This is a genomic window from Streptomyces misionensis (assembly GCF_900104815.1).
Taxonomy (GTDB): domain Bacteria; phylum Actinomycetota; class Actinomycetes; order Streptomycetales; family Streptomycetaceae; genus Streptomyces; species Streptomyces misionensis.
This window is the reverse complement of the sequence record NZ_FNTD01000004.1, coordinates 724,764-744,906: the sequence shown is the minus strand read 5'-3', so window position 1 is coordinate 744,906 and position 20,143 is coordinate 724,764. Positions and strand designations below refer to the sequence as shown.

31 protein-coding genes and 1 tRNA gene are annotated in these 20,143 nt (G+C 71.9%); 7 read left to right on the top strand and 25 right to left on the bottom strand.

Features of this window, described 5'->3' with window-relative positions:
• Nucleotides 1-109 precede the first annotated feature (109 nt).
• The 20 genes from BLW85_RS04825 to BLW85_RS04730 form a co-directional block, all read right to left on the bottom strand.
• On the bottom strand, nt 110-304 hold the full coding sequence (locus tag BLW85_RS04825) for a hypothetical protein (RefSeq protein WP_074990911.1): 195 nt from the start codon (nt 302-304) through the stop codon (nt 110-112).
• A complete protein-coding gene (locus BLW85_RS04820; protein WP_074990908.1) occupies nt 304-630 on the bottom strand; it encodes a hypothetical protein in 327 nt (108 codons plus the stop codon). Before BLW85_RS04820 ends, BLW85_RS04825 begins: the two co-directional genes overlap by 1 nt.
• A gap of 160 nt (nt 631-790) precedes the next feature.
• Nucleotides 791-1,087 carry a WhiB family transcriptional regulator gene (locus BLW85_RS04815; RefSeq protein WP_074990906.1) on the bottom strand — a complete coding sequence of 99 codons (297 nt, stop codon included), beginning with the start codon at nt 1,085-1,087 and terminating at the stop codon, nt 791-793.
• A gap of 2 nt (nt 1,088-1,089) precedes the next feature.
• A complete protein-coding gene (locus tag BLW85_RS04810) occupies nt 1,090-1,953 on the bottom strand; it encodes a hypothetical protein (RefSeq protein WP_074990903.1) in 864 nt (287 codons plus the stop codon).
• Nucleotides 1,953-2,387 (bottom strand): hypothetical protein, encoded by a 435-nt coding sequence (locus BLW85_RS04805; protein ID WP_074990901.1) that lies wholly within the window; start codon nt 2,385-2,387, stop codon nt 1,953-1,955. Before BLW85_RS04805 ends, BLW85_RS04810 begins: the two co-directional genes overlap by 1 nt.
• Nucleotides 2,384-2,641 (bottom strand): hypothetical protein, encoded by a 258-nt coding sequence (locus tag BLW85_RS04800; RefSeq protein WP_074990899.1) that lies wholly within the window; start codon nt 2,639-2,641, stop codon nt 2,384-2,386. The genes BLW85_RS04805 and BLW85_RS04800 overlap by 4 nt, the downstream gene beginning before the upstream one ends.
• The gene (locus BLW85_RS04795) at nt 2,638-2,928 is read right to left on the bottom strand and encodes a hypothetical protein (RefSeq protein ID WP_074990897.1); all 291 of its coding nucleotides are present in this window, start codon (nt 2,926-2,928) and stop codon (nt 2,638-2,640) included. Before BLW85_RS04795 ends, BLW85_RS04800 begins: the two co-directional genes overlap by 4 nt.
• Nucleotides 2,928-3,239 (bottom strand): hypothetical protein, encoded by a 312-nt coding sequence (locus tag BLW85_RS04790; RefSeq protein WP_074990894.1) that lies wholly within the window; start codon nt 3,237-3,239, stop codon nt 2,928-2,930. The genes BLW85_RS04795 and BLW85_RS04790 overlap by 1 nt, the downstream gene beginning before the upstream one ends.
• A complete protein-coding gene (locus BLW85_RS04785) occupies nt 3,236-3,988 on the bottom strand; it encodes a 3'-5' exonuclease (RefSeq protein ID WP_074990892.1) in 753 nt (250 codons plus the stop codon). The genes BLW85_RS04790 and BLW85_RS04785 overlap by 4 nt, the downstream gene beginning before the upstream one ends.
• A gap of 59 nt (nt 3,989-4,047) precedes the next feature.
• Nucleotides 4,048-5,058: a recombination directionality factor gene (locus BLW85_RS04780; RefSeq protein WP_074990890.1), complete on the bottom strand. Its 1,011-nt coding sequence runs from the start codon at nt 5,056-5,058 to the stop codon at nt 4,048-4,050.
• A complete protein-coding gene (locus BLW85_RS04775) occupies nt 5,058-5,906 on the bottom strand; it encodes a hypothetical protein (RefSeq protein ID WP_074990887.1) in 849 nt (282 codons plus the stop codon). The genes BLW85_RS04780 and BLW85_RS04775 overlap by 1 nt, the downstream gene beginning before the upstream one ends.
• Entirely contained in the window at nt 5,903-6,142 is a 240-nt protein-coding gene (locus BLW85_RS04770) for a hypothetical protein (protein ID WP_074990885.1), read from the bottom strand. The genes BLW85_RS04775 and BLW85_RS04770 overlap by 4 nt, the downstream gene beginning before the upstream one ends.
• On the bottom strand, nt 6,139-6,627 hold the full coding sequence (locus BLW85_RS04765; RefSeq protein ID WP_074990882.1) for a hypothetical protein: 489 nt from the start codon (nt 6,625-6,627) through the stop codon (nt 6,139-6,141). Before BLW85_RS04765 ends, BLW85_RS04770 begins: the two co-directional genes overlap by 4 nt.
• Nucleotides 6,624-6,998, bottom strand: a complete 375-nt coding sequence (locus tag BLW85_RS04760) for a hypothetical protein (protein ID WP_074990880.1) — start codon at nt 6,996-6,998, stop codon at nt 6,624-6,626. Before BLW85_RS04760 ends, BLW85_RS04765 begins: the two co-directional genes overlap by 4 nt.
• Nucleotides 6,995-7,240, bottom strand: coding sequence for a hypothetical protein (locus BLW85_RS04755; RefSeq protein ID WP_074990878.1), 246 nt, complete (start codon nt 7,238-7,240; stop codon nt 6,995-6,997). Before BLW85_RS04755 ends, BLW85_RS04760 begins: the two co-directional genes overlap by 4 nt.
• Nucleotides 7,237-7,425, bottom strand: a complete 189-nt coding sequence (locus BLW85_RS04750) for a hypothetical protein (RefSeq protein WP_074990875.1) — start codon at nt 7,423-7,425, stop codon at nt 7,237-7,239. The genes BLW85_RS04755 and BLW85_RS04750 overlap by 4 nt, the downstream gene beginning before the upstream one ends.
• A complete protein-coding gene (locus tag BLW85_RS04745) occupies nt 7,422-8,153 on the bottom strand; it encodes a hypothetical protein (protein ID WP_074990872.1) in 732 nt (243 codons plus the stop codon). The genes BLW85_RS04750 and BLW85_RS04745 overlap by 4 nt, the downstream gene beginning before the upstream one ends.
• Nucleotides 8,150-8,584, bottom strand: a complete 435-nt coding sequence (locus BLW85_RS04740; protein ID WP_074990869.1) for a DUF6197 family protein — start codon at nt 8,582-8,584, stop codon at nt 8,150-8,152. The genes BLW85_RS04745 and BLW85_RS04740 overlap by 4 nt, the downstream gene beginning before the upstream one ends.
• Before the next feature lie 91 nt (nt 8,585-8,675).
• Nucleotides 8,676-8,951, bottom strand: a complete 276-nt coding sequence (locus BLW85_RS04735; RefSeq protein WP_074990866.1) for a helix-turn-helix domain-containing protein — start codon at nt 8,949-8,951, stop codon at nt 8,676-8,678.
• A complete protein-coding gene (locus tag BLW85_RS04730) occupies nt 8,948-9,241 on the bottom strand; it encodes a helix-turn-helix domain-containing protein (RefSeq protein WP_070024737.1) in 294 nt (97 codons plus the stop codon). Before BLW85_RS04730 ends, BLW85_RS04735 begins: the two co-directional genes overlap by 4 nt.
• A gap of 266 nt (nt 9,242-9,507) precedes the next feature.
• On the opposite strand from BLW85_RS04730, the gene BLW85_RS04725 reads away from it, so the two are divergent.
• Together BLW85_RS04725 and BLW85_RS04720 are read left to right on the top strand one after the other, a co-directional pair.
• On the top strand, nt 9,508-9,912 hold the full coding sequence (locus BLW85_RS04725) for a helix-turn-helix domain-containing protein (protein WP_239697841.1): 405 nt from the start codon (nt 9,508-9,510) through the stop codon (nt 9,910-9,912).
• 164 nt (nt 9,913-10,076) lie between these two features.
• Entirely contained in the window at nt 10,077-10,349 is a 273-nt protein-coding gene (locus BLW85_RS04720; RefSeq protein ID WP_070024739.1) for a hypothetical protein, read from the top strand.
• A gap of 5 nt (nt 10,350-10,354) precedes the next feature.
• On the opposite strand, the gene BLW85_RS04715 is transcribed toward BLW85_RS04720, so the two are convergent.
• A complete protein-coding gene (locus tag BLW85_RS04715) occupies nt 10,355-11,608 on the bottom strand; it encodes a tyrosine-type recombinase/integrase (protein ID WP_074990864.1) in 1,254 nt (417 codons plus the stop codon).
• A gap of 100 nt (nt 11,609-11,708) precedes the next feature.
• Nucleotides 11,709-11,801: transfer RNA gene (locus BLW85_RS39235), tRNA-Sec, on the bottom strand.
• A 34-nt stretch (nt 11,802-11,835) separates the two neighbouring features.
• Between BLW85_RS39235 and selD the strand changes: the two genes are divergently transcribed.
• On the top strand, nt 11,836-12,852 hold the full coding sequence (gene selD / locus BLW85_RS04710; RefSeq protein WP_074990862.1) for a selenide, water dikinase SelD: 1,017 nt from the start codon (nt 11,836-11,838) through the stop codon (nt 12,850-12,852).
• A 37-nt stretch (nt 12,853-12,889) separates the two neighbouring features.
• On the opposite strand, the gene fdh is transcribed toward selD, so the two are convergent.
• A complete protein-coding gene (gene fdh / locus BLW85_RS04705; RefSeq protein ID WP_244174812.1) occupies nt 12,890-16,150 on the bottom strand; it encodes a formate dehydrogenase in 3,261 nt (1,086 codons plus the stop codon).
• 319 nt (nt 16,151-16,469) lie between these two features.
• Here fdh and BLW85_RS39230 point away from each other — a divergent pair, with 319 nt between their 5' ends.
• From BLW85_RS39230 to BLW85_RS04690, 3 genes are read left to right on the top strand one after another with little or no spacing between them, the layout of a single operon-like run.
• A complete protein-coding gene (locus BLW85_RS39230; RefSeq protein WP_167381373.1) occupies nt 16,470-16,610 on the top strand; it encodes a hypothetical protein in 141 nt (46 codons plus the stop codon).
• Nucleotides 16,611-16,617: 7 nt separating this feature from the next.
• The gene (locus BLW85_RS04695; protein WP_143060412.1) at nt 16,618-16,827 is read left to right on the top strand and encodes a hypothetical protein; all 210 of its coding nucleotides are present in this window, start codon (nt 16,618-16,620) and stop codon (nt 16,825-16,827) included.
• Nucleotides 16,817-17,515, top strand: coding sequence for a haloacid dehalogenase type II (locus tag BLW85_RS04690; protein ID WP_074990856.1), 699 nt, complete (start codon nt 16,817-16,819; stop codon nt 17,513-17,515). Before BLW85_RS04695 ends, BLW85_RS04690 begins: the two co-directional genes overlap by 11 nt.
• Here BLW85_RS04690 and BLW85_RS04685 read toward each other — a convergent pair.
• Nucleotides 17,484-18,341: a class I SAM-dependent methyltransferase gene (locus BLW85_RS04685; protein WP_074990853.1), complete on the bottom strand. Its 858-nt coding sequence runs from the start codon at nt 18,339-18,341 to the stop codon at nt 17,484-17,486. The genes BLW85_RS04690 and BLW85_RS04685 overlap by 32 nt on opposite strands.
• 117 nt (nt 18,342-18,458) lie before the next feature.
• Between BLW85_RS04685 and BLW85_RS04680 the strand changes: the two genes are divergently transcribed.
• Nucleotides 18,459-19,046, top strand: coding sequence for a TetR/AcrR family transcriptional regulator (locus BLW85_RS04680; RefSeq protein WP_070024749.1), 588 nt, complete (start codon nt 18,459-18,461; stop codon nt 19,044-19,046).
• Nucleotides 19,047-19,050: 4 nt separating this feature from the next.
• Here the strand turns inward: BLW85_RS04680 and nrfD are convergent, their stop codons facing one another.
• Entirely contained in the window at nt 19,051-20,112 is a 1,062-nt protein-coding gene (gene nrfD / locus BLW85_RS04675) for an NrfD/PsrC family molybdoenzyme membrane anchor subunit (protein ID WP_208624815.1), read from the bottom strand.
• Nucleotides 20,113-20,143 lie beyond the last annotated feature (31 nt).

Below are 20,143 nucleotides of genomic sequence, written 5' to 3'. Positions count from 1 at the left end.
CCCGCCGGATTCGGCCCGGCGGGGCTCTGCTGTTACTGGCCGATGGGTGCCGAGCAGGCCTTGCACCAGCCGGCGTTCGGCGGGACCGGGGCGGAGCAGCGGGGGCAGTTCACGGCCGGGTCTCCTCGGTGAGTGGCCCGTGGTCGGCGATGAGGACCCGCCAGCGGATGTAGTGGCTGCCGGTGCACGTCCAGCGGGTGCCACTGCGGGTCCAGCAGCGGCCGGTCCGGTCGGTGACCGCACGCACATCTATGGGGGCCTGGAACGAGCCGGGGCCGTTGGCTCGCCAGGTGCGGGCGGCCATCAGGCGGCCCTCCCGGCCTGCGCCGCGCGGGTGCCGCGCCACACCGCGACTGCGGACTTCTCCCCGGTCGGCCGGCTGCTGCGGTCGAACCCGACGTGCTCGATGAGCCGGTCGCGGACGAGAGTCTGCGTGAAGTTGCCCCAGTCGGCGCGCGGGCAGGGCGGCTCGGGCAGGTCGTTGTCCGCGGCGACCTCGTACGTCGTGAACCGCCGGCCGGACGCCGCCGCGGCCACGAACGCGGGCTGAACCAGGTCGCACCAGGCGTGGTAGTCGAGTCCAGCGACGGGCACCGTGCCGTCGAGGGCGGGTTGTATCGGGGCGGTCATCAGTCCCCCTTCGGGGCGTTGAGTCCGGGTGGTGGTTCGGGGAGTCCGCGGGCCCGCCAGGGGCTGTGCGCGGAGCACAACCACCCGGCGGGGTACAGGCGGACCGGGCCCTCGTGCGCGCCGGCGGGGATATCGCAGACCGGGGCGGGCCGGACGGGCATCAGGCCGCGGATTGGCGGTTCGCCTTGACGCGCAACCGGTGGTAGAGGCGCGCCCGCTCCTTCGGCGTCGTCCCCGCGTACACGCCGTACCGGGAGTCGGCGGACTTGCCGCCCTCCGCGGCCAGCGCGTCGGCGAGGCACTGCTCAGCGACGGGGCACTGCTCGCAGATCGCGCGGGCCCTGTTGAGGCCGGCGATGTTCTGGCTCGGCGGGAAGAAGACTTCCGGGTCCTCGACGCGGCAGAAGGCCAGCTTCACCCACGCGCGGTCGGTGGGCTTCGGGATGTGCTTGCTCATGGTCAGGCTCCGAAGATCGCGTCGTACAGGGAGTTGGTGCGCTGCCGCATCGGCCGGTCCTCCAGGTGCGCGCCGGCCACGCAGTGCGGCATGCCGCACGCCGGTTTCGCTTGGCCCTCGGGATCACGGCCGTGGTGGAGACGGAAGGCGATCCGGTACGGGGAGTGGTTGACGTGCTGGAAGCGCAGGCTCGGCGTGGAGTTGTTGAAGGAGCCCGTCCAGCAGACGTGTCCGCCGCTGGTCGGCTTGGTCCGCAGCCGGAACGCGTCCTCCAGGGAAGCGGCCCGCGGCCGGAGCGACGGCTTCCCGAAGCGCTGGGCGCGCTTGTCCAGCACCTTGCACATCTGGCAGTACGCGGTGCCGTCCGGTTCGAACCGGCCGTGCTCGGCCTGGCTGTGGCCCCTGCTGCACTCCTGCGATGGGTCGCCGAGGCCGCGCTCGGCCCGCAGCTTCCGTCGCGCTTCCTGCCGTCCGGCTTCGTCGTTGACATGGTCCGGGGCGACGCACTGCTTGTAGCCGCAGTCGGCACGGACGTAGCCCTCGGCCGGGCGGCCGTGCTTGATCTCGAAGGCGACGGCGGCCGGGCTGTAGTACGCCTCCTTGTACCGCATGACCGGTGTGCCGGATGCGGTGGCACGTTCGCCGACCCATTCGAGATGGCCACCCTCTACAGGCCGGGTCCGGGTGGCCCACTTCTGCTCAAGGGTGAGTGGCTGTTGCACGACGTTGGGGATGCTGTGTTCGCGGCGCAGGCGGGCGACACGGACCTTGTCGACGTGGAGTTCGGTGGCGATCCGCTTGTTGCTGTACCCGTCGCCGAGCAGGGCGATGATCGCGGAGTCTGGAGCGTTTGGCGGGGTCGGCATCAGGCCGCCACCTCCACCGAGCAGAGCGGGTCTTCGCCGGCGGCGAGGCCGCGCACGATGAGGACGAGCTGGCCGCCCTTCACCTTCTCCCCGAGCCGCATGTCCGGGCCGACGAGCCGGGTGTGGTCGTCGTCGGCCAGCAGACCGGCGTCCACCAGACCGTCGACCGCGGCCTTGAACGACGGGTACCAGTTGGCGGGGTCGGCTCGGCGCGCGGACGGCGGGCGGAGGATGCCGAGGACGTGCGCCCGCTGGAACAACGGACCCGGCTTCGCCGCGGCGAGTGCCTGCATGAGCGCGGTGTGCTCGCTGACGGCCTCCATCGCGGCGTCCCGCAGCGCCTTGGTGAGCCTGGCCCTGTCGTGGTGGTGCGGGCGCTGGTTGGAGTTCAGCAGCCGCAGCCCGGCCGGCAGGGCGATCGTGTAGACGGTCACTGGGTGCGCTCCTTCCGGCGCTCGCGCTGGGCGCGCTGGGCCTCGGCGCTCGCCGTGCGGCAGAGCAGGCAGCGGCAGAACCAGTTGACGTAGGTGCTGCGCTTGCCGTGCCCGGCCCGATCGGCGCCGGCAGGGTCGTTGCGGCGGCGGGCGTTGGCCGCGTTCTGGTAGATCCGGTTGGCCTCGCGGCAGGCCGAGCAGCGGCAGCCGTTCTTGTAGGTGTTGACGTCGCCGTGGACGGGGCGGCTGGTCACTGGTCCTCCCGCTGGTGCTCGCGGACCGCGGCCTGGAGACGGTTGAGGCCGTCCTCGATGTCGGGGTTGTCGGCGAGGTAGTTGTCGAGGTGCGTGTCGAGCTCGTCGAGGAGCCGGAGCTCCGCCACGGTGAGGTTCTGGCGGCGGGCGCGGACGCGGTGGACGATGGCGCGGGCTACGGCGCAGGCGGCGGCGATGAGGGCGCCGGTGGCCATGGCGGTGAGGAGCACGGTGGCGAGGAGGACGGCGCCGCCGACGGTCTCCGCAGTGATCGGTATGCCGAACATCAGGCGTCGTACCTCATCTTCGGGTCGCGGCGGGACTGCCACTGCTCGCCAGCGGCGACCGCGGTGGTGTTGAGGCCGAGGGCGTCGTCCAGGCGGGCCTGGAGCCGGTCGGCGAGGAGCCGGTCGACGGCGAGCGCGACCCGGTAGCGGGCGCAGGCCCGGAGCGCGCGGGTCAGCCGGCGGGCGACGGCGAGGTTGGCGTCGGTGAGGCAGTCGTTGACGATGGACGTGCCGACCAGTTGCTCGCCCGCGTAGGCGGCTTCACCGGCGGCGGCCTCGTAGCGGGCGCGGGAGACGAGCGGCCACCTCATGCGGCACCGCCGCGCTGCGCCGGGATGAGGGGCCAGTCTCCGCGGACCGTCTTGGCGCGGTCTTCCTTGCCGGGGGTGCGCCGGAAGTAGTCCGCCAGCGACTCGGCCTGCTCGCGCGCCCACCCGACCTGCAAGGAGTGCAGCTCGTCCAGACTGGCCTTGCCGATCTCGCCGTGCGTCGAGGCGATCCGCCACGCCACCCTGCACGCTGCGACCGCGTCCGCGTCCGCTGAGTGCGCGCCGTCCAGCGGAACCTGGTAGTGCCGGCACAGGTCCGTCAACGTGCGCTTGCCGCGCCGGTAGGGGTCGACGCGCTTGTCCAGGACGAACGGATCCACCACCCTCAGGTCGGCTGCGACGGTGTCCGCGAGCGGCTGGACGCCGTGCCGGCGTGCCTCGCGGTCCAGCATCGTGAGGTCGTAGGTGGCGTTCATCGCGACGACCGGGATTCCGGAGAGGACGACCGCGGTCAGCGCGGTCACGATCTCCTCGACCACCTCGCCGGCCGGGCGCCCCTCGGCGCGGGCCCGCTCGGTGGTGATGCCGTGCACCGCGGCGGCGCCGTCCGGGATGTCGACGCCCGGGTCGGCGAGCCAGTTCGCCGCCGCGGCCGGCTGGCCGCCGCCGATCTGCACGACGCACGCGGTGACGATGCGGTCCCGCTCCGGGCTGACGCCGGTGGTCTCCAGATCGAATCCCGCGAGGCGGCCGAGGTACCAGGGCGGTGCGCTGGTGTGCTGCTCGTTCAACGTGGTCTCCTTGGGAGGGGCGCCCCGCACTGCCCGCGGGGCGCCCATTCGTGTGCGGGCTATCGGGCGGCCGGCTGGGCAACAGCGGGCCAGCTCGGCTGGCCGGGCGTCTCCTCGACTACCTCGGCCTCGTAGGCACCGTCCTCGTCCGGCTCAGGCTCGGGCTGGCCGGTGGCGTCCTTGGCCTCGGCGTCCTTCTCCGCGGCGATCGCCATCAGTTCCTTGGACAACGGGTCCGCGCCCTGCGGGTGGACAACGCCCTCTCCCCGGGCCTCACGCCACAGGTCACGGACGTCGTCCGAGTTCAGCGCGCTCCGGGCCTCGGCGATCCAGTCACGCCCCTTCGGCGCCTCGATCGCCGCCCGCGCCTGCCCCGCGGGGTCCAGCGCGGTCGTCGCCGTCATCGGCCCGGCCAGCGCCTGCCGCGGGGTCACGCCGCGCAGCTCCACCACGACGACGGGGAACTTCTTCGTCTCCCCGTTCGCGACCCGCTGCCTCGGCTCGATCCGCAGCGTCACCGGGATGAAGCCCTGCCCGTTGGTCCCGGCGAGGATCATGTCGACCATGCCGCCCCACTCCTGCGCGGCATAGAACGAGTGGGTCTCGGCCCGCCACATGCCCATCCCGGACAGGTCCGGCAACATCACGTTCAGGCGGGACGTCGTGGAGCAGACACGGCCCTTCGGCTGGAGGTGCCACTCCTCACCGAACTGCCGGGCGCACAGGCACGGTTGCCGGGACAGCAACTCGGTCTCGCCATCGCAGCGACGCTGGCAGCCACCCTTGGACCACATCTCGTTGTACTGGTTCAGCGGGTCACCCGGAGTGATCAGCGCCTCGATCGCTGGCGCCTTCGTGATGACCCGCCACTGCGGGATCGTGGAGTTCAGCGGCGACCACTGCTCGGGCTCGCCACCCCACAGCTTCGCCGCGGTGCGGACGTGCTCCTCGCTGTGCGAGGTCACCACCCACGTGGACGAGCGCATCGGGCGGTTGCCCTGCGTGTAGCCGGTGCGGAGCCGGCCGTGCTCGGCGGCGCGGGCCTGGATGTTACGGAGTCGGGAGCCCATCAGGCTGCCTTTCGGGTCGTGGCGCGGCGGCGCGGCGCCGGGGCGTGGCCGGGGGCGAAGAGCGCCGGGTAGGTGTGCGCGGCGGCGTGCAGCCACTTCGTGGTTTCCAGCGCGCCGCGGAACGCGCGGTGGGCGGTCCGGTCGGCTGGCATCGGGACCAGCGCGTGGGAGCCGGCGCGGAGGTTGAGGACCCCGGTCCGCTCGATCGGCGGCATCGGGTGCTCGGTGTCGTCGGGAAGGAGGACGGTCTCCGCGTAGCGGAGGGCAGCGAGCTGGAGCGTGTTCTCCGGGTACACCGACCGCGCGGACCGGGTAGCGGACGACTTGTAGTCGATCAGCCACAGCTCCAACCGGCCGCCGGGGCCGGTAGGGAGCCAGATCATCAGGTCCGCGGTGCCGGCGTAACCGAGACGCCGGTGGAGGACCGTGATCTCCGTGGCCTCGACGTGTTCGGTGAAGTCGACGTTCCAGGAGGCGAGCCACGCGTCGAACTGGGCCAGGTACGGGGCAACGACGGAGTCGTCCTCGATCGGCGCGCCGAGGAGCCGGTGTTCGGCGGCCTTGTGGACTCGGTCGCCGAGGTCGGCGGCCTGCTCGCGAACGTCGCGGTGGACGGCCTTGAGTTCCTTGGTGAGTTCGGTTCGGTCGTCGGTGACGCGGTCGGTGAGGAGCTGCCACCGGTCGAGCGCGTACTCCAGGGTGACCTTCACCCCCCACGGCACCAGGGCCATGGACTTGTTCACCGCGGTGTCGATGACGTTCGTGACGGAGACGAGGTCGGGTCCGCCGGCGGGGTCGCTGTAGTAGCGGCCCCGCTCGGTGTCCCGCGCGTGCTTGGGCTGGGTCACGCGGTGGTGTCCTTCCGGGTGTTGACCGTGTAGAAGCGGCGGCCGTTGTCGTCGTGGAGGACGAGGTGGCCCTGCATGTGGAGGGCGTGGAGGTCCTTCCGCGCGGTCGCCCGAAGCGGGACCGGGTATCCGGCCGCTTGGTAGAAGCGCTGAACACGGCGGGTCGTCCACTCGCCGCCCTCGTTGATGGCGGCGTCGAGGAGCAGAGCGACGCGCAGGTGGTGGGAGATCGTCACCGGACCTCACCGCCCTCGGAGGACTCGGTCCAGCCGCCGTGCTCCCAGTCGTCCGGGTCGAGGGCGGTCGGGTACCAGCCGTAGCCGGGCTTGTGCATCCAACCCAGCGCGCGCCGTTCGTTTGTGGTCGGGCTGGGACCGGTGGTCTCGCAGCGGAACGTCCACCTGTCGGTGGTGTACGTGCGGCCGGGCTCAAAGAAGGTCGGTGTGCCCCCGGCGGGCAGCCGGGTGTTGTCCGGTCGGACGGCGCCCCGCGAGATCTTCGACGCCATCAGCTCGATGGTGTCGGCCTGCAAGGCGTGCTGCCTGCTGCCGGTCGCGCGGTACTCGCGGGCCTTCTTGCCCAGCCACCGCATGATCTCGGCGTCCCGCTCGGCGATGACGGCATTGACCAGCTGCTCGGCGTGGGCGATGTCCTGGAGGCTGCTGGTCTTCCCCGGCTGGCCCTCGGTGAGGGTGGCGACGAGATGACGACGGGCACTCATGCCGCGCTCCCCTCAGGCTGGGCGGGGACGGGGCGGGGCGTGGCGATCGCGGCGAGCCGGTCACGGAGGCGACCGACCTGCGAGCCGTACACCGGGATCGTGCCGCCCCCGGCGAACTCGTCCACGAGCTGCTGCATGCGCTCGTCGTACTCGTGGCGGGCGTGGGAGTCGGGCCCCTGGTGGAATGCCGAGCGGAGCAGCTGGGCCATGTCGGCGAGTTCCTCGACCAGGCCCTCGGGGTCCTCGTCGGCCTTCGTGATCAGCTCGGTGAACACGGCCTTCGCCAGGAAGGCGGAGACGTCCAGGTCGGCGCCGGCCGGGGTGACGGTCACGCGGATCGGGAACGGGCCGTCCACGGGCATGTCGGTCATCGGGCACCGCCGTCGAGGTTGTCGGCCAGCGTGCGCATCCGGTTGACCGTCCAGTCGACGCCCTCGGAGAAGTCCGCGCAGCGGTCGGGGTTCGTCGTCTCAAGGGTGTCCGCGATGACGCGGAGCCGGTCGGCGAGGAGCCGGTCCACCGAGGCGCGTGCCTCGTCGGCCGGGAGCATCGACTGGCCGATCAGGTACTCGGTCTCAGACGAGTACTCGTTCCGACGGTTGGGGCTGGTCATCGGGTCACCTCGACGGTGGGAGGGGTGAGGAGCATCAGAAGGACGGCGGTCGTCACCGGCAGGTCGCGCACTACGCGCGGCGCCAGGTGGTCGGCACGAGCCAGCCGCATCAACGGCACCGCGGTCAGCGCGTAGAGGGCGGTCGCGGCAGCCACGACCTCAACGGGCGACGGCTGGCCGGTCACTCGACACCACCCACCGACGGCAGGTCCCGGCCGAGCCGGTAACCGTGGTGCAGGGGGCTGTCGTGCGGGTCCTCCAGCGGCACCCGCTTCATGGCGCGGGCCGCCGGGATGTCCACGGTGTAGACGATGTAGGCAGCGTCCTTCTGGCTGTGCTCGTCCAGGAAGTCGCCGACATCGGCGATCGCCTCCACCCGCGCGGACTTGGCCCGCTCCTCCAACTCGGCGACCCGGTTGATCAGCCACTCCACCGCGGGCAGCAGCGTCTCGCCCAACGGCATCGGCACCCTCCGGGCCTCCCCGCTCGGGGACAGCGCGCCACGGATGTTCAGCGCATCGGTCTGGAGCGCCACCAGCCGAGCACGGCGCCGGTCACGCTGCGCCTCCAACTCAGCCACCCGAGCCCGCAGCTTCCGCCGACCGCGCTGCGCCGACTTCAACGCCAGCCGCAGCCGCGCCGTCTCCAACTCCTCCTCGTACAAGGAGAGACGGGCGCCCGTCAGCTCGTCCTCGACCATGTCGAGCGTGCGCGGCTCGGGCCCAACCGGCATCGGCAGCGCGTTCGCCTCGCCAGCGATCCCGTGCTCGGCCAGCTCGGCGTACGTCGCCATCACAGCCTCCGGGCACTCCCGGATCGCCTCCGGCGCATACAGTGCCTGCCCGTTCCGCGTGGCCTCGCGGCGCGTCCAGCACGTGCCCTCCGCGGTGTTCACCACCAGCGGGGCGCTCACGCCGCCACCTCCGACGCGTCCGCAGCCGACTCCAGCACCGCGACCGCCGACTCCGTCGTCCGGCCCTCCACGTCGCCCCAGGCGTCGATGTGCGCCTCCAGGTCGAAGATCCCGCCGAACAGCGGGCCCTCCCCGTCCACCTCCAGGCGCAGCGCCAGCGTGCTGATCGCCTGGTCAGCGAGCAGCGTCGTGAGGTGCGGGTCGCCGCTGGTCGCGCACTTCAGCGCCGCCACGATCGACATCGGCCGCAGGAAGTGCGGGATGCACATCTCCCGGTCCATCGCGTCCGGGACGAAGTCGCCCTGGTACAAGCCGTTCGCCGCCAGCAGCCGAGCCGCCGCCCGGAACACCGCCGGGACAGACATCGGCCGCGCCTGCGGCGACTCGTGCAGCGGGATCACCACGCTGTGGGTCTGAGATGATGTGCCCATCGAGGGCCTCTCTTCCTTGTGTAGGGGTTCGCCGATCAGGGGTCGCCAGGCCGGTCAAAGCGGGCGGCCCTTCGGCGTGTTCAGGGGTGGATCAGGCCCGCACGGAGCGGCGGGACGGCAGCGGCACCAGGTGACCCATCGGGTGCGGCCCGGCAGCCGGCGCGGCGCCCGGTGCGGCGGCCAAGGGGCCAACGACGGGCTCGTGGTGGAACATCTGGTCGATGCGCTCGATGTCCGCGTCGGTGAAGTACACGACCCGGCCCAACTTCGAGTGCGGCAGCTTCTTGATGTGCCGGCGAAGCCAGGTCTCCGTGACACCGTCCGGCAGCTCGGCGGCGGCCTCGGCGTATGTGAGCCGGCGGGTCATGCGGGCACCGCGAGCAGGTGCTGAGGTTCGGCGGGAGCCTCGACGGTGCGGCCGGTGTGTTCCCACAGGACGAGGAGGTCGACTCCAAGCCGTTTGGCAATTGCCAGTGCCTCGTCGTGGGTGGCGGTTCGGCGCTCTCCGGAGCGGAGGTGGCCGATCTTGCTGGGGTGGCATCCGGCCGCATCGGCAAGGTCGCGGACGCTGACCTCTCGGCCGTCGCCGGTGCGCTTCATGAGCTGGACCAACAGGTCAGCACTCACGAGGATCAGCGGGTTCTGTTGAGGACGCACGCGTTCACCTCCGTAGACGTGGTGTGCGTTTCCGTGAACAAGAGCGACAGTACATGGCCGTAGACGTCTTGTCTACGGAAACGCACAGTGCAGCGAGTTTTGGTCATCACACCCCGTGCGTATGGCGCACGCGGGGTGTTTCCGTAGACACTTTGTGTCGGGTCGTGAACGGTTGTGCGGGCTGACCTGCTATTTGCTCAGTGATCAGAGGGTTTAACGTAGACAACAGGCGTCACGCAGGGGAGCGAGAGGGCAGAATGCACGCCATGACTGAGCAGCGGACCGACTTCGCCGACCTTCTACGACAGCGGCGCGCCGAACTCGGCATCAGCGTCCGCAAGCTGGCGGACCAGTCCGTCGACCCCGACACCGGGACCCAGGCCAAGTTCGGGTGGATCAGCAAGGTCGAGCGCGGCGAGAGTACCGACGCTCCCTCTGCCGCCATCCTGCGAGCCCTCTCCGTCGGCCTCGCCATCCCTCTGCGCGTCCTCCAGGAAGCCGCCGCCGCTCAGTACCTTGACATGGAGTCGTTCATCTGGAGCCAGGACCGCACGACGCGCGTCCTCGCTGCGCACATCGAGGAGATGAGCGACGAGGAGCGGCAGCAGCTCGCGGACATCGCGGAAACCTTTGCCCGGAGGCGAACGCAGGGTAACGGTAGCGGAGGCTGAAAGTCGGACTAATCGTGCGACTTTTCGTTACTCAGTGATTCACTCTGGTCACAGCTTGATCGGTGTGGCATCGTCAGTGATCCGCCTGGGGGGCGCAAACGGATCACTCTGCACGCACGTTCGAACATACGAACGAGTGTGCGCCTTGTACCTGGGAGGTTGCGGTGGCGGACGAAGACGGTACGTGGTCATCCGGCGACAAGCCCAATGACGACGATGCGTCGCAGACAACGGAACAACCACACGCAGAGTTCCACATGGAATTGCGCGACAGCCTTCCGGGAGGAAAGGCTGTCATAGGCGTGGAGCAGGACGGCTCGTTCATCTGGATCGGTTCCAAGGAGCACATCACTGAGCAGGCCCGGGACGAGTTCATGGAGATGCTCACCCGCATAGTCCGCGAAGGCCTATGGGTCCAGAACTGGCCCGGGCGCTGACCCAGTTACACAACGCGGCGGATCCCGGACGCGGCCGCAGGAGGCCCCATCGCAGCCTCCACGGCCGCCCGGATCTCCCCATCCAGCGCCTGCACCAGATGCCCGTACCGGTCCACCGTCGTCGTAATCGACTCGTGGCCCAGCCGCGCCTGAATCGCCGGCAGCGGAATCCGCTCCGCGATCAACCACGCCACATGCGTATGCCGCAGGTCGTGAATCCGCGGGCGCTTCGGCAAACCCTTCGCGATGGCCGCCTCGACCGCCGGCACCCAGCGGCGGCGCCAGAAGTTGTCATGCCGCCACGACTTGCCGCGCGGCGTCTCGAAGAGCAGGCCCTCGGGGGCCTTGCCCGCCATGCGGCGGCGCAGCATGTCCATCTGAAGCGGGCTGAGCGCGATGACGCGGCGGGCCTTCTTCGTCTTCGGCGGGCCGAGGAAGTAGGCGGGGCCGCCGTCCCCGGCCGCTGCGCGTTTCCACGCTCGCTGCACGCTGACCGTACTGCGGGTGAGGCTGACGTCCCGGACCTGTAGCGCGGTCGCCTCGCCCCAGCGCATGCCGGTGCCGACGAGCCAGTCCGCCAGGTCCCGGGCGTGCGGGTCCTGGATCTCGGCGGCGATCCGGGCGTACTCGTCGTGCTCCAGGAAGCACATCTCGTCATCGATGCCGTCATCGACGCGCGGCAGCCGCGTCCCCGTGCAGCAGTTCTTCGACCGCCGCGGCGGATCGGACTCGACCGCGGCCTGCACAATCGCCGACAGTAGCCCGTGCCGGTTCGCGATCGACTTGGGGCTTGACTTCCGCCGCAGCCACGCCTCCGGGTTGCCCGGGTCGCGCTCGCCGGCCTCCTCGGCGCGCACCCAGTCCTGGATGTCGTCGGCGGTGACGTTGGCGATCGTGGCCTCCACGACGAGCCCGGACGGCTGTACGTGTCGGATGATCGCGAAGTGGTTGTCGATGTCGCGCTTGTAGTCGTGGCGGGTGCGCTCATCGATCCCGGTGAGCCGGTCGACGTATCGGTGTGCCCAGTCAGTGAGGGGCATGTCGCCGTCGACTGCGGGCTCTTGGACGAAGCCCTTGCCCTTTACCCAGCCGGGCGGCCACTGCTGGCCGTGAGCGTCGACCAGCTGCTTGAACTCCTCGGCAGAGGTCTCGTCGCCGAACTTTTCGGATTGCCATCCTCCGGTGCGTCCGCCCTGTTGCCAGCGGACGCGGTAGGTCGTTGTGCCGTCCGCGTTGTCACGCCGTTTGATGGTGGCCATGAGGGCATGCTAGAGGCATGGAAGGCGAGGGTGCTTGGCCACTGCTTGGCCACACTCATGAAGCGGTGCGAGTTTTCGCAGGTCAAAAGGCTTTGCGGAGCGGAGGCGGACGGGAATCGAACCCGCCTGCCCGAGATCCTCGGGCACCTCGGTTTTGAAGACCGGGAGGGCCACCAGGCACCCACACGCCTCCACCGCTCGTCAGGCTAGTGCCCCAGGAGACCGGAATGACACCGACCCGCCAAGCGACCGTCCGACTCACGCAGTTCGCCCACGGCGGCGGCTGCGCCTGCAAGATCCCGCCCGGTGAGCTGGAGGAGGTGGTCAGCGGGCTGACCGTGCCGCAGCTCGCCGGCGGTGACACCCCGCTGCTGGTCGGCCTGTCCACCGGCGACGACGCGGCCGTGGTCACCCTGCCCGGCCGGCCGGACACGGCCATGGTGTGCACGGCCGACTTCTTCACCCCGGTGGTGGACGACCCCTACGACTGGGGGCGCATCGCCGCCGCCAACGCGCTGTCGGACGTGTACGCGATGGGCGGCCGGCCGGTGCTCGCCGTCAACCTGCTGGCCTGGCCGCGCGACCGGCTCCCCTTCGACCTGGCCCGCGAGGTGCTGCGCGGCGGCCTCGACATCGCCACCGAGGCCGGCTGCCACGTCGGCGGCGGACACAGCGTGGACGATCCGGAACCCAAGTACGGCATGGCCGTCACCGGCATCGCCGACCCGGGACGGCTGCTGCGCAACGACACCGGCCGGCCCGGGACCCCGCTGTCCCTGACCAAGCCGCTCGGCCTCGGTGTGCTCAACAACCGGCACAAGGTCACCGGTGAGCGGTTCGAGCAGGCCGTCGCCACCATGACGGCGCTGAACCGGGAGGCGTCCGAGGCCGCGCTGGCCGCCGGGGCCACCTGTGCCACCGATGTCACGGGCTTCGGCTTCCTCGGCCATCTGCACAAGCTCGCCAAGGCGTCCGGGGTGACCGCCGTGATCGACACCGCCGCCGTGCCGTATCTGGACGGTGCCCGCGAGGCCGTCCGCGACGGCTTCGTCAGCGGCGGCACCCGGCGCAACCTCGAATGGGTCGCCCCGCACACCGAGTTCGGCCCCACCGACGCCGACACCCGGCTGCTGCTCGCCGACGCCCAGACCTCCGGCGGGCTGCTGGTCGCCGGGGAGGTCCCCGGGGCGCCGGTGGTGGGGGAGCTGGTGCCCCGCGGCTCCCACACCGTCGTGCTCCGCTAGCGGGTCCTGTTCCGCCGGCGACCGGCCCGCCCGGGGTCTACGGCTCCGTGCCCGTGTGCTCGTCGATGCCCGCCCGGGCGCGGTAGGCCCGCACCAGTTCCAGGGAGGCCGGGCCGCGCGGCCGGCGCCCGGGGCGGATGTCCACCGCGATCGCCTTGGCCTCCTGGATGTGGGTGTTGGGGTCCAGGGAGAGGTGCAGCAGTTCGTTCGCCGCGTCGCCGGTGGTGTAGCCGTTGGGGCCCCAGTGGTACGGCAGCCCCACCTGGTGCAGCCGCCGGCCGTGCACGGTCAGCGGGGTCATCCGGTCGGTCACCAGCACCCGCGCCTCGATCACCCCGCGGGCGCTGACGATCGTCGCCCAGCCGGTGTGCTCCAGGCTCCGCTCGGCGGCCAGCTCCGGGGAGACCTCGCAGAAGAACTCCGGTTGCAGTTCGGCCAGATACGGCTGCCAGCGGGACATGCCGCCCGCCGTGTGGTGCTCGGTGAGCCGGTAGGTCGTCGCCACGTACGGGTAGACCTGCGAGCCCCGCTCGTCACCGCTCGGCTGGTAGCGGTTGTCCGGCACCGTCGGCATCAGCTGCCGCACCGGGTTGCGCTGCTGGTCGTAGAGCAGGTTCGGGAACGGCGAGTCCTGCGGCTCGTAGTGCGTGGGCAGTGGCCCGTCCGTGAGCCCGGACGGCACGTACAGCCACGCCTTGCCGTCGGCCTGCATGATGAACGCGTCCCGGCCGGTCAGTGCCGCGGGTCCGGTCGCCTCCTGGTCCGGTTCGTAGCCGGGCGCCTTGTCCTTCTTGAAGTCGGGCACGTCGTGCCCCGACCACTCACCCCGGTCCGCGTCCCACCACACCAAAGCCTTCCGCTCGCTCCAGGGCCGGCCCTCGGGGTCGGCGGAGGCACGGTTGTACAGGATGCGGCGGTTGGCGGGCCACGCCCACGCCCACTCGGCGGCCACCCAGTCCTGCTCCCGGCCGGGCTTGCGGCGGGCGGCCTGGTTGACGCCGTCGGCGCGCACCCCGCAGTAGATCCAGCAGCCGCAGGTGGTCGAGCCGTCCGGCTTCAGCTGCTCGTAGGAGGAGAGCGGATCGCCCTCGGCGTCGTAACCGTTGATCTCCGCGAGCACCGCCTCCGCGTCGGGTTCGGACAACGGACCCTTCGTCGGGTAGTCCCAGGCGAGGTCCAGCACCGGCCGGTCCATCTCGTCGGTCGACCCGGCGAGCTTCTCCCGGATGATCCGCCCCAGATGGAACGTGAACCACAGGTCGCTGCGCGACTCGCCGGGCGGCTCGACCGCCTGGTGGTGCCACTGGAGCAGTCGCTGGGTGTTGGTGAAGCTGCCGTCCTTCTCGGTGTGCGCCGCGGCCGGCAGGAAGAACACCTCGGTGCGGATGTCCTCCGTGTGCATCTCCCCGGTCTCGATCTCCGGCCCGTCCTTCCACCAGGTCGCCGACTCGATCAGCGAGAAGTCGCGCACCACCAGCCAGTCCAGATTGGCCATGCCGAGCCGCATCAGCTTGGAGTTGGCGTTGCCCACCGCCGGGTTCTCGCCCAGCAGGAAGTAGCCCTTGCAGGTGCCCTCCAACTGGGCCATCGTCGTCTCGTACGTCGAGTGCGAACCGGTCAGCCGCGGCAGGTAGTCGAAGCAGAAGTCGTTCTGCGCCGTCGCCTTGTCGCCCCAGTACGCCTTGAGCAGGCTCACCAGGTACGAGCGCATGTTGCCCCAGTAGCCCTTGTGCGCCGCCTCCGCCTCGACGAAGGCGTCCAGGTCCTGGTTCTGGTGCGCGTGCGGCATCGGGATGTAGCCCGGCAGCAGGTTGAACAGGGTCGGGATGTCCGTCGACCCCTGGATGGAGGCGTGCCCGCGCAGCGCGAGGATGCCGCCCCCCGGCCGGCCGATGTTGCCCAGCAGCAGTTGCAGGATGCAGGCCGTGCGGATGTACTGCACGCCCACCGTGTGCTGGGTCCAGCCCACCGCGTAGGCGAAGGCCGTCGTCCGGTCCCGGCCGGAGTTCTCCGTGACCAGCTCGCACACCTGCCGGAACAGGTCCTGCGGCACCCCGCACACCTGCTCCACCATCTCCGGCGTGTAGCGCGAGAAGTGCCGCTTGAGCACCTGGAAGACACAGCGCGGATGCGTCAGCGTCTCGTCCCGTTCGGGCTCGCCCTCGCCGATCACCGCGCCGCCGGAGCCGTGCGCCTCGCCGCGCGCCGCCTCGGTCACCGACGCGCCGCCGCCGGTGCGCTCGTCGTACTCCTGGTCGCGCCGGCCCGAGGCGGCCTGCACCTCGGTGCCCTCGTACTGCCAGCTGGAGTTGTCGTACGAACGGGTCTCGCCGTTCAGGCCGGAGAAGACGCCGGACAGGTCCTCGGTGTCACAGAAGTCCTCCCGCAGGATCACCGGCGCGTTGGTGTACGCCAGCAGGTAGTCGCGGAAGTACTTGTCGTGCTCCAGCACGTACCGGACGATCCCGCCGAGGAACGCGATGTCCGAGCCCGCGCGCAGCGGCACGTGCAGGTCGGCGAGCGCGCTGGTGCGGGTGAACCGCGGGTCGACGTGGATCACCTTCGCGCCCCGCGCCTTGGCCTCCATCACCCACTGGAACCCGACCGGATGGCACTCGGCCATGTTCGAGCCCTCGATGACGATGCAGTCCGAGTTCTGCAGGTCCTGCTGGAAGGTGGTCGCGCCGCCGCGTCCGAACGAGGTTCCCAGACTGGGAACGGTGGAGGAGTGTCAAACGCGCGCCTGGTTCTCGATCTGGATCGCGCCGAGCGCCGTGAACAACTTCTTGATCAGGTAGTTCTCTTCGTTGTCCAGCGTGGCCCCGCCGAGGCTCGCGAAGCCCAGGGTGCGCCGGGTGCGGGTCTGGTCGACCTCCCACTCCCAGCCGGCCCGGCGGGCCGCGATCACCCGGTCGGCGATCATGTCCATCGCGGTGTCGAGGTCGAGGCGCTCCCATTCGGTGCCGTGCGGGCGCCGGTAGAGCACCTCGTGGCGGCGGGCCTCGCCGGTGGTCAGCTGGAGGCTCGCCGAGCCCTTGGGGCACAACCGGCCGCGTGAGACGGGGGAGTCGGGGTCGCCCTCGATCTGGGTGACCTTCTCGTCCTGGACGTACACGTTCTGGCCGCAGCCCACCGCGCAGTACGGGCAGACGGACTTGACCACCCGGTCGGCCGAGGCCACCCGGGGTGTGAGCCGCGCGCTGCGGCCGCTCTTGGCGGCGGCGCCCCGGCCCAGCGGGTCCGTCCCGGTGAGCTGGCGGTACACCGGCCACGAGTCGATCCAGGTGCGTACGCCCACGGCCACTCCTCCCACTCGTGCCCCGATTCTCCTGCGGCGCCGCCGCTTCGGCATCTCGTGCGGCGCCGGGGTACCCCGGCCCGCCGGGGGCAAACGGCGTGCCGGGCGTTCTCCCGCAAAGGGGGCGGAGGACGCCGGCGGGCGTGTCTTCGGTGTGCGGAGCGGACCGCTCCGCAGGTGTGAGGTCGCCGCCGCGGTGTGTCGGCCGAGGGACCATCACGGGCGCCCGTAATGTCCTGAGGGTCTCGGTCCCGGGTGAACGAGACGGCGGGAGTGGGCACATGACTGGCGCAAGTGCTGGCAGGAGGGGGATGGTGCGATGAGGCAGCGGCATGTCTTCGGAACCGTGCTGGTCGCCCTCTGCTTCGTCTACGGCCGCCGGCTGCCGGTCGTCGCCGTACCGCTGCTCGCCGTCGCCGCGGCCCTGCTGGTGCGGGGCGCCACGGCGCGGGAGAGGTGAGACGGCGATGAGGCACTCGGCGCCCATGTCCGCCGTCGGCATGGCCTGCCCCGCGCTGCTGGTGGCCGTGGTGGTCCCGGCCGCCGTCCACGCCCTGCGGCGCTCGCCGCTGTGGGAGCGGATCAGCGTGCCGCCGGCGGCGGTCACCTGGTCCTGGGTCGACCGGGGGGAACGCGAGGCCGAGCGGCAGGCGGGAGGTGATCCGGTTGTCCGCTGACCTCCCGGTCCTGGTGTTCGACGTCAACGAGACGCTCACCGACATGGCCCCGCTCGCCGGACGCTTCACGGAGGCCGGCCTGTCCGCCCATCTGCTGCCGGCCTGGTTCGCCGGGGTGCTGCGCGACGGGACGGCCCTGACCCTGGCGGGCGGTCACGCCTCCTTCGCGGCCGTCGCCCGGGAGGGACTGCTGGCCCTGGCGGCCGGCGAGCGGGCCGTACCGGACCCGGAGCGCGCCGCGGACCACGTACTGTCCGGGCTGCCCGAACTGCCGGTGCACCCGGACGTCCCGGAGGGCGTACGGGCCCTGCGCTCGGCCGGGTTCCGCCTGGCCACCCTGACGAACGGAGCGGCCGCCACCACCCGCGCGGTCCTGGACCGGGCAGGACTGACCGGCCTGTTCGAAGCCCACCTGGACGTGACGGCCCCGGCCCGCTGGAAGCCGGCCCCCGAGGCGTACGCGCACGCCCTGCGCGTGCTCGCCGTACCCGCGTCCGCGGCCCTGCTGGTCGCCGTGCACCCCTGGGACGTGGACGGCGCGTCCCGCGCGGGCCTGCGCACCGGGTGGCTGTGCCGGACGCCGCGGCCGTACCCCGCCACTCACCGGCCGGCCGACGTGACGGCCGCCTCCCTGCCGGAGCTGGCCGAGCGTCTGCTCACCTGGCGTCCGCCGGGCGGTCCGCCGTGACCAGCCAGGACGTGCTGGGCAGCCGGACCGTGCCGTCGTCCGCCTCGTGGGCGCGCAGCCGGTCCGCCAGGGCGCGGCGGGCGCGGTCCTGCTCCGCCGCGCCGACCTGGGCCAGCAGATGGCGGCCGGGACCCGTGCCGAGCATGAACTCCGCGGCGTCCTCGGCTCCGTGCCCCCACGTCTCGTACGCCCGGACCGGGCCCGCGGCCACCCCCGTGAAACCGGCCGCGGTGAGGACGGCGCGGATGCGGTCCGGGGCGGACAGGGAGAACATGCCGGGCAGCCCCGGGGTGCCGAAGCCGCCGAGCGGCAGCACGTCGCCCAGTGAGGCCAGTGCCGCCGCCCCGCCGCTGAGCGAGATGTCGGCCGGGCAGACGAACGCCAGGCGCCCGCCGGGGCGCAGCGCCCGGCCGATGTTGCCGAAGGCCGCCACCGGGTCGGCGAAGAACATCACTCCGTAGCGGCTGATCGCCACGTCGAAGGCGCCCGGCTCGAAGGGGTGCACCTGCGCGTCGCCCTGGACGAACGAGACGTTGGCGATGCCCTCGCGCCGCGCGCGGGCCCGCGCCTCGGCCAGCATCGGTCCGGACAGATCGAGGCCCAGCGCGCCGCCCCCGGGGGCGCGGAGCGCGGCGAGCCGGGTGGTCTGCCCGGAACCGCAGCCGAGGTCGAGCACCCGGTGTGCGGCGCCGATCGCGGCCGCGTCGAGCAGCGGCTCGTCGAAGCCCTCGTTCACGGCGTTCCAGCGGTCCTGGTGGTGGGCCCAGTGAGTGCCCTCCGGACCGTTCCACGCCTTTTCCTGCTGGGAGTTGACGACGTCCGGCACGGCTGCCTCCTGTGTGCGACGGAGAATGGGCACTTGCCCAAACAGTATGGGCGCGCGCCCATACTGGCAATCCCCGTTACCATCCAGGACGTTGACGCAAGGATGGAGGGCAGGGCCATGGCACCGCGTGGAGTTGCGACGCCGGACGTGCGCGAGCGGCTGTTCGCGGCCGCCGAGCGCGTCGTGGAACGGGCCGGCCCCGGCGCGCTCACCAGCCGTTCCGTCACCACCGAGGCGGGCTGCGCCAAGGGGCTGCTGCACGCCCACTTCGCCGGGTTCGACGAGTTCGTCGCCGAGCTCTGCCTCGACCGGTTCGCGCGCACGGCGGCGCGGGCGCGGGCGCTGCCGGGGCTCGCCGGGCAGGGCACGGTGGCGGGGAACCTCGACTCCGTCGTCCTCGCCCTGTTCGATTCCGGCGGCCCCGCCCTGTCGGGCCTGGCGATGGCCCGCCCCGCCGCCATGGCGCGCGTCCGCGCGGCCCTGGAGGGCGGGGCGCCGGGCTTCGCCGCGATCCAGGAGGCCGTCACCGGCTATCTGACGGCCGAACAGGGGCTCGGGCGGGTGGCGCGGACCGTCGATCCGGGCACCGCGGCCCTCGCGATCGTCGGCACCGCCCACCATCTGCTGATGACCGGCTGGCCCGGCACCCCCGACCCGCGGCCCGCGATGAGACGCCTGGTGGCCGCGCTGGTGGCCGGCGGGTAACCGCTCAGCCGCCCTTCGCCGCCAGCCTCTCCCGCTGCGGCACCACGGTGTACCGGGGGTCCTCCGCCGATGCCACCCCCGCCTCGAAGACGCCGAAGCGCAGCGCCGCCGAGCCGGTGAGCAGGGCGGTGCCCGCGGCGAGTGCGAGCCGGCGGTCGGGCACGCGGACGCAGAGCAGGGCGAGGGCCGCACCGCCCGCGGTCAGCGCCTCCGCCGCGCGCAGGAGCACCCGCGGCCTGCCCTGGTCGAAGGGCTCGGCGGTGAGGCCCATACGGCGCTTCATCAGCCGGAACGCGCCCAGTTCCAGGGCGGCGCCGAGCACCGCCGTCCGGCGGGCCGGACCGGCCTGCGCGGTCGGGGCGGCGACCAGGCCGAGGCCGGACGCGGCGGCCGCGGCCGAGCCCGCGAAGACGAACGGCAGTTCACGGTAGCCCTCGTGCCAGGACGGCACCGCGGTGTCCGCGATCAGCACCGCCGTGTACGTCGCCACGCCGGGGCCGAGGACGGCCGCCGCCGCGGTGGCGGCCGAGCCCACCGGCCGCAGACGGTCCGCCAGGTCCGCCGCTGCCGCCCCCAGCAGGCGGTAGCGGCCCGCCACTTCGATGGCCGCGGCGGCCATGGTCAGCGGCGCGTACCCCATCAGCAGCCAGGAGCCCACGCTCATCGGCGAGGTCGGCTTGAAGACGCGCAGCATGTTCAGGAAGCGGGCCGGCCGGCCCAGATCGTGCACCAGGGCGGCGAGCGAGAGGGAGATCGCGCCGGCCGCGCCGATCTTCGCCGGAGCCGCGAGCCCCGGCCGCCCGGTGGCGTGGGCCCCGGCCGCCAGCAGCGAGGAGGCCCCGGCCAGCCCGCCGAGGTACAGGTACCCGGCGATGTCCAGCGCCTTCCACGTCGGCTTGTTCAGCACGGGTTTGCCGTAGTACGACGAGAACGACGCGTCCGGCACCATCGGCTGCTCGCCCCGCCCGCGCCGGCGCCGCCGGCGCCCCGCGTCCGCGCCGGTCGGCGCCTCCCGTCCGGGCCGTGAGCCCTTCTCGCCGCCCCGGGTGACATCCCTCTCGCTCATCGCACGCTCCTCGCGCAATCGGCGCGGTTCA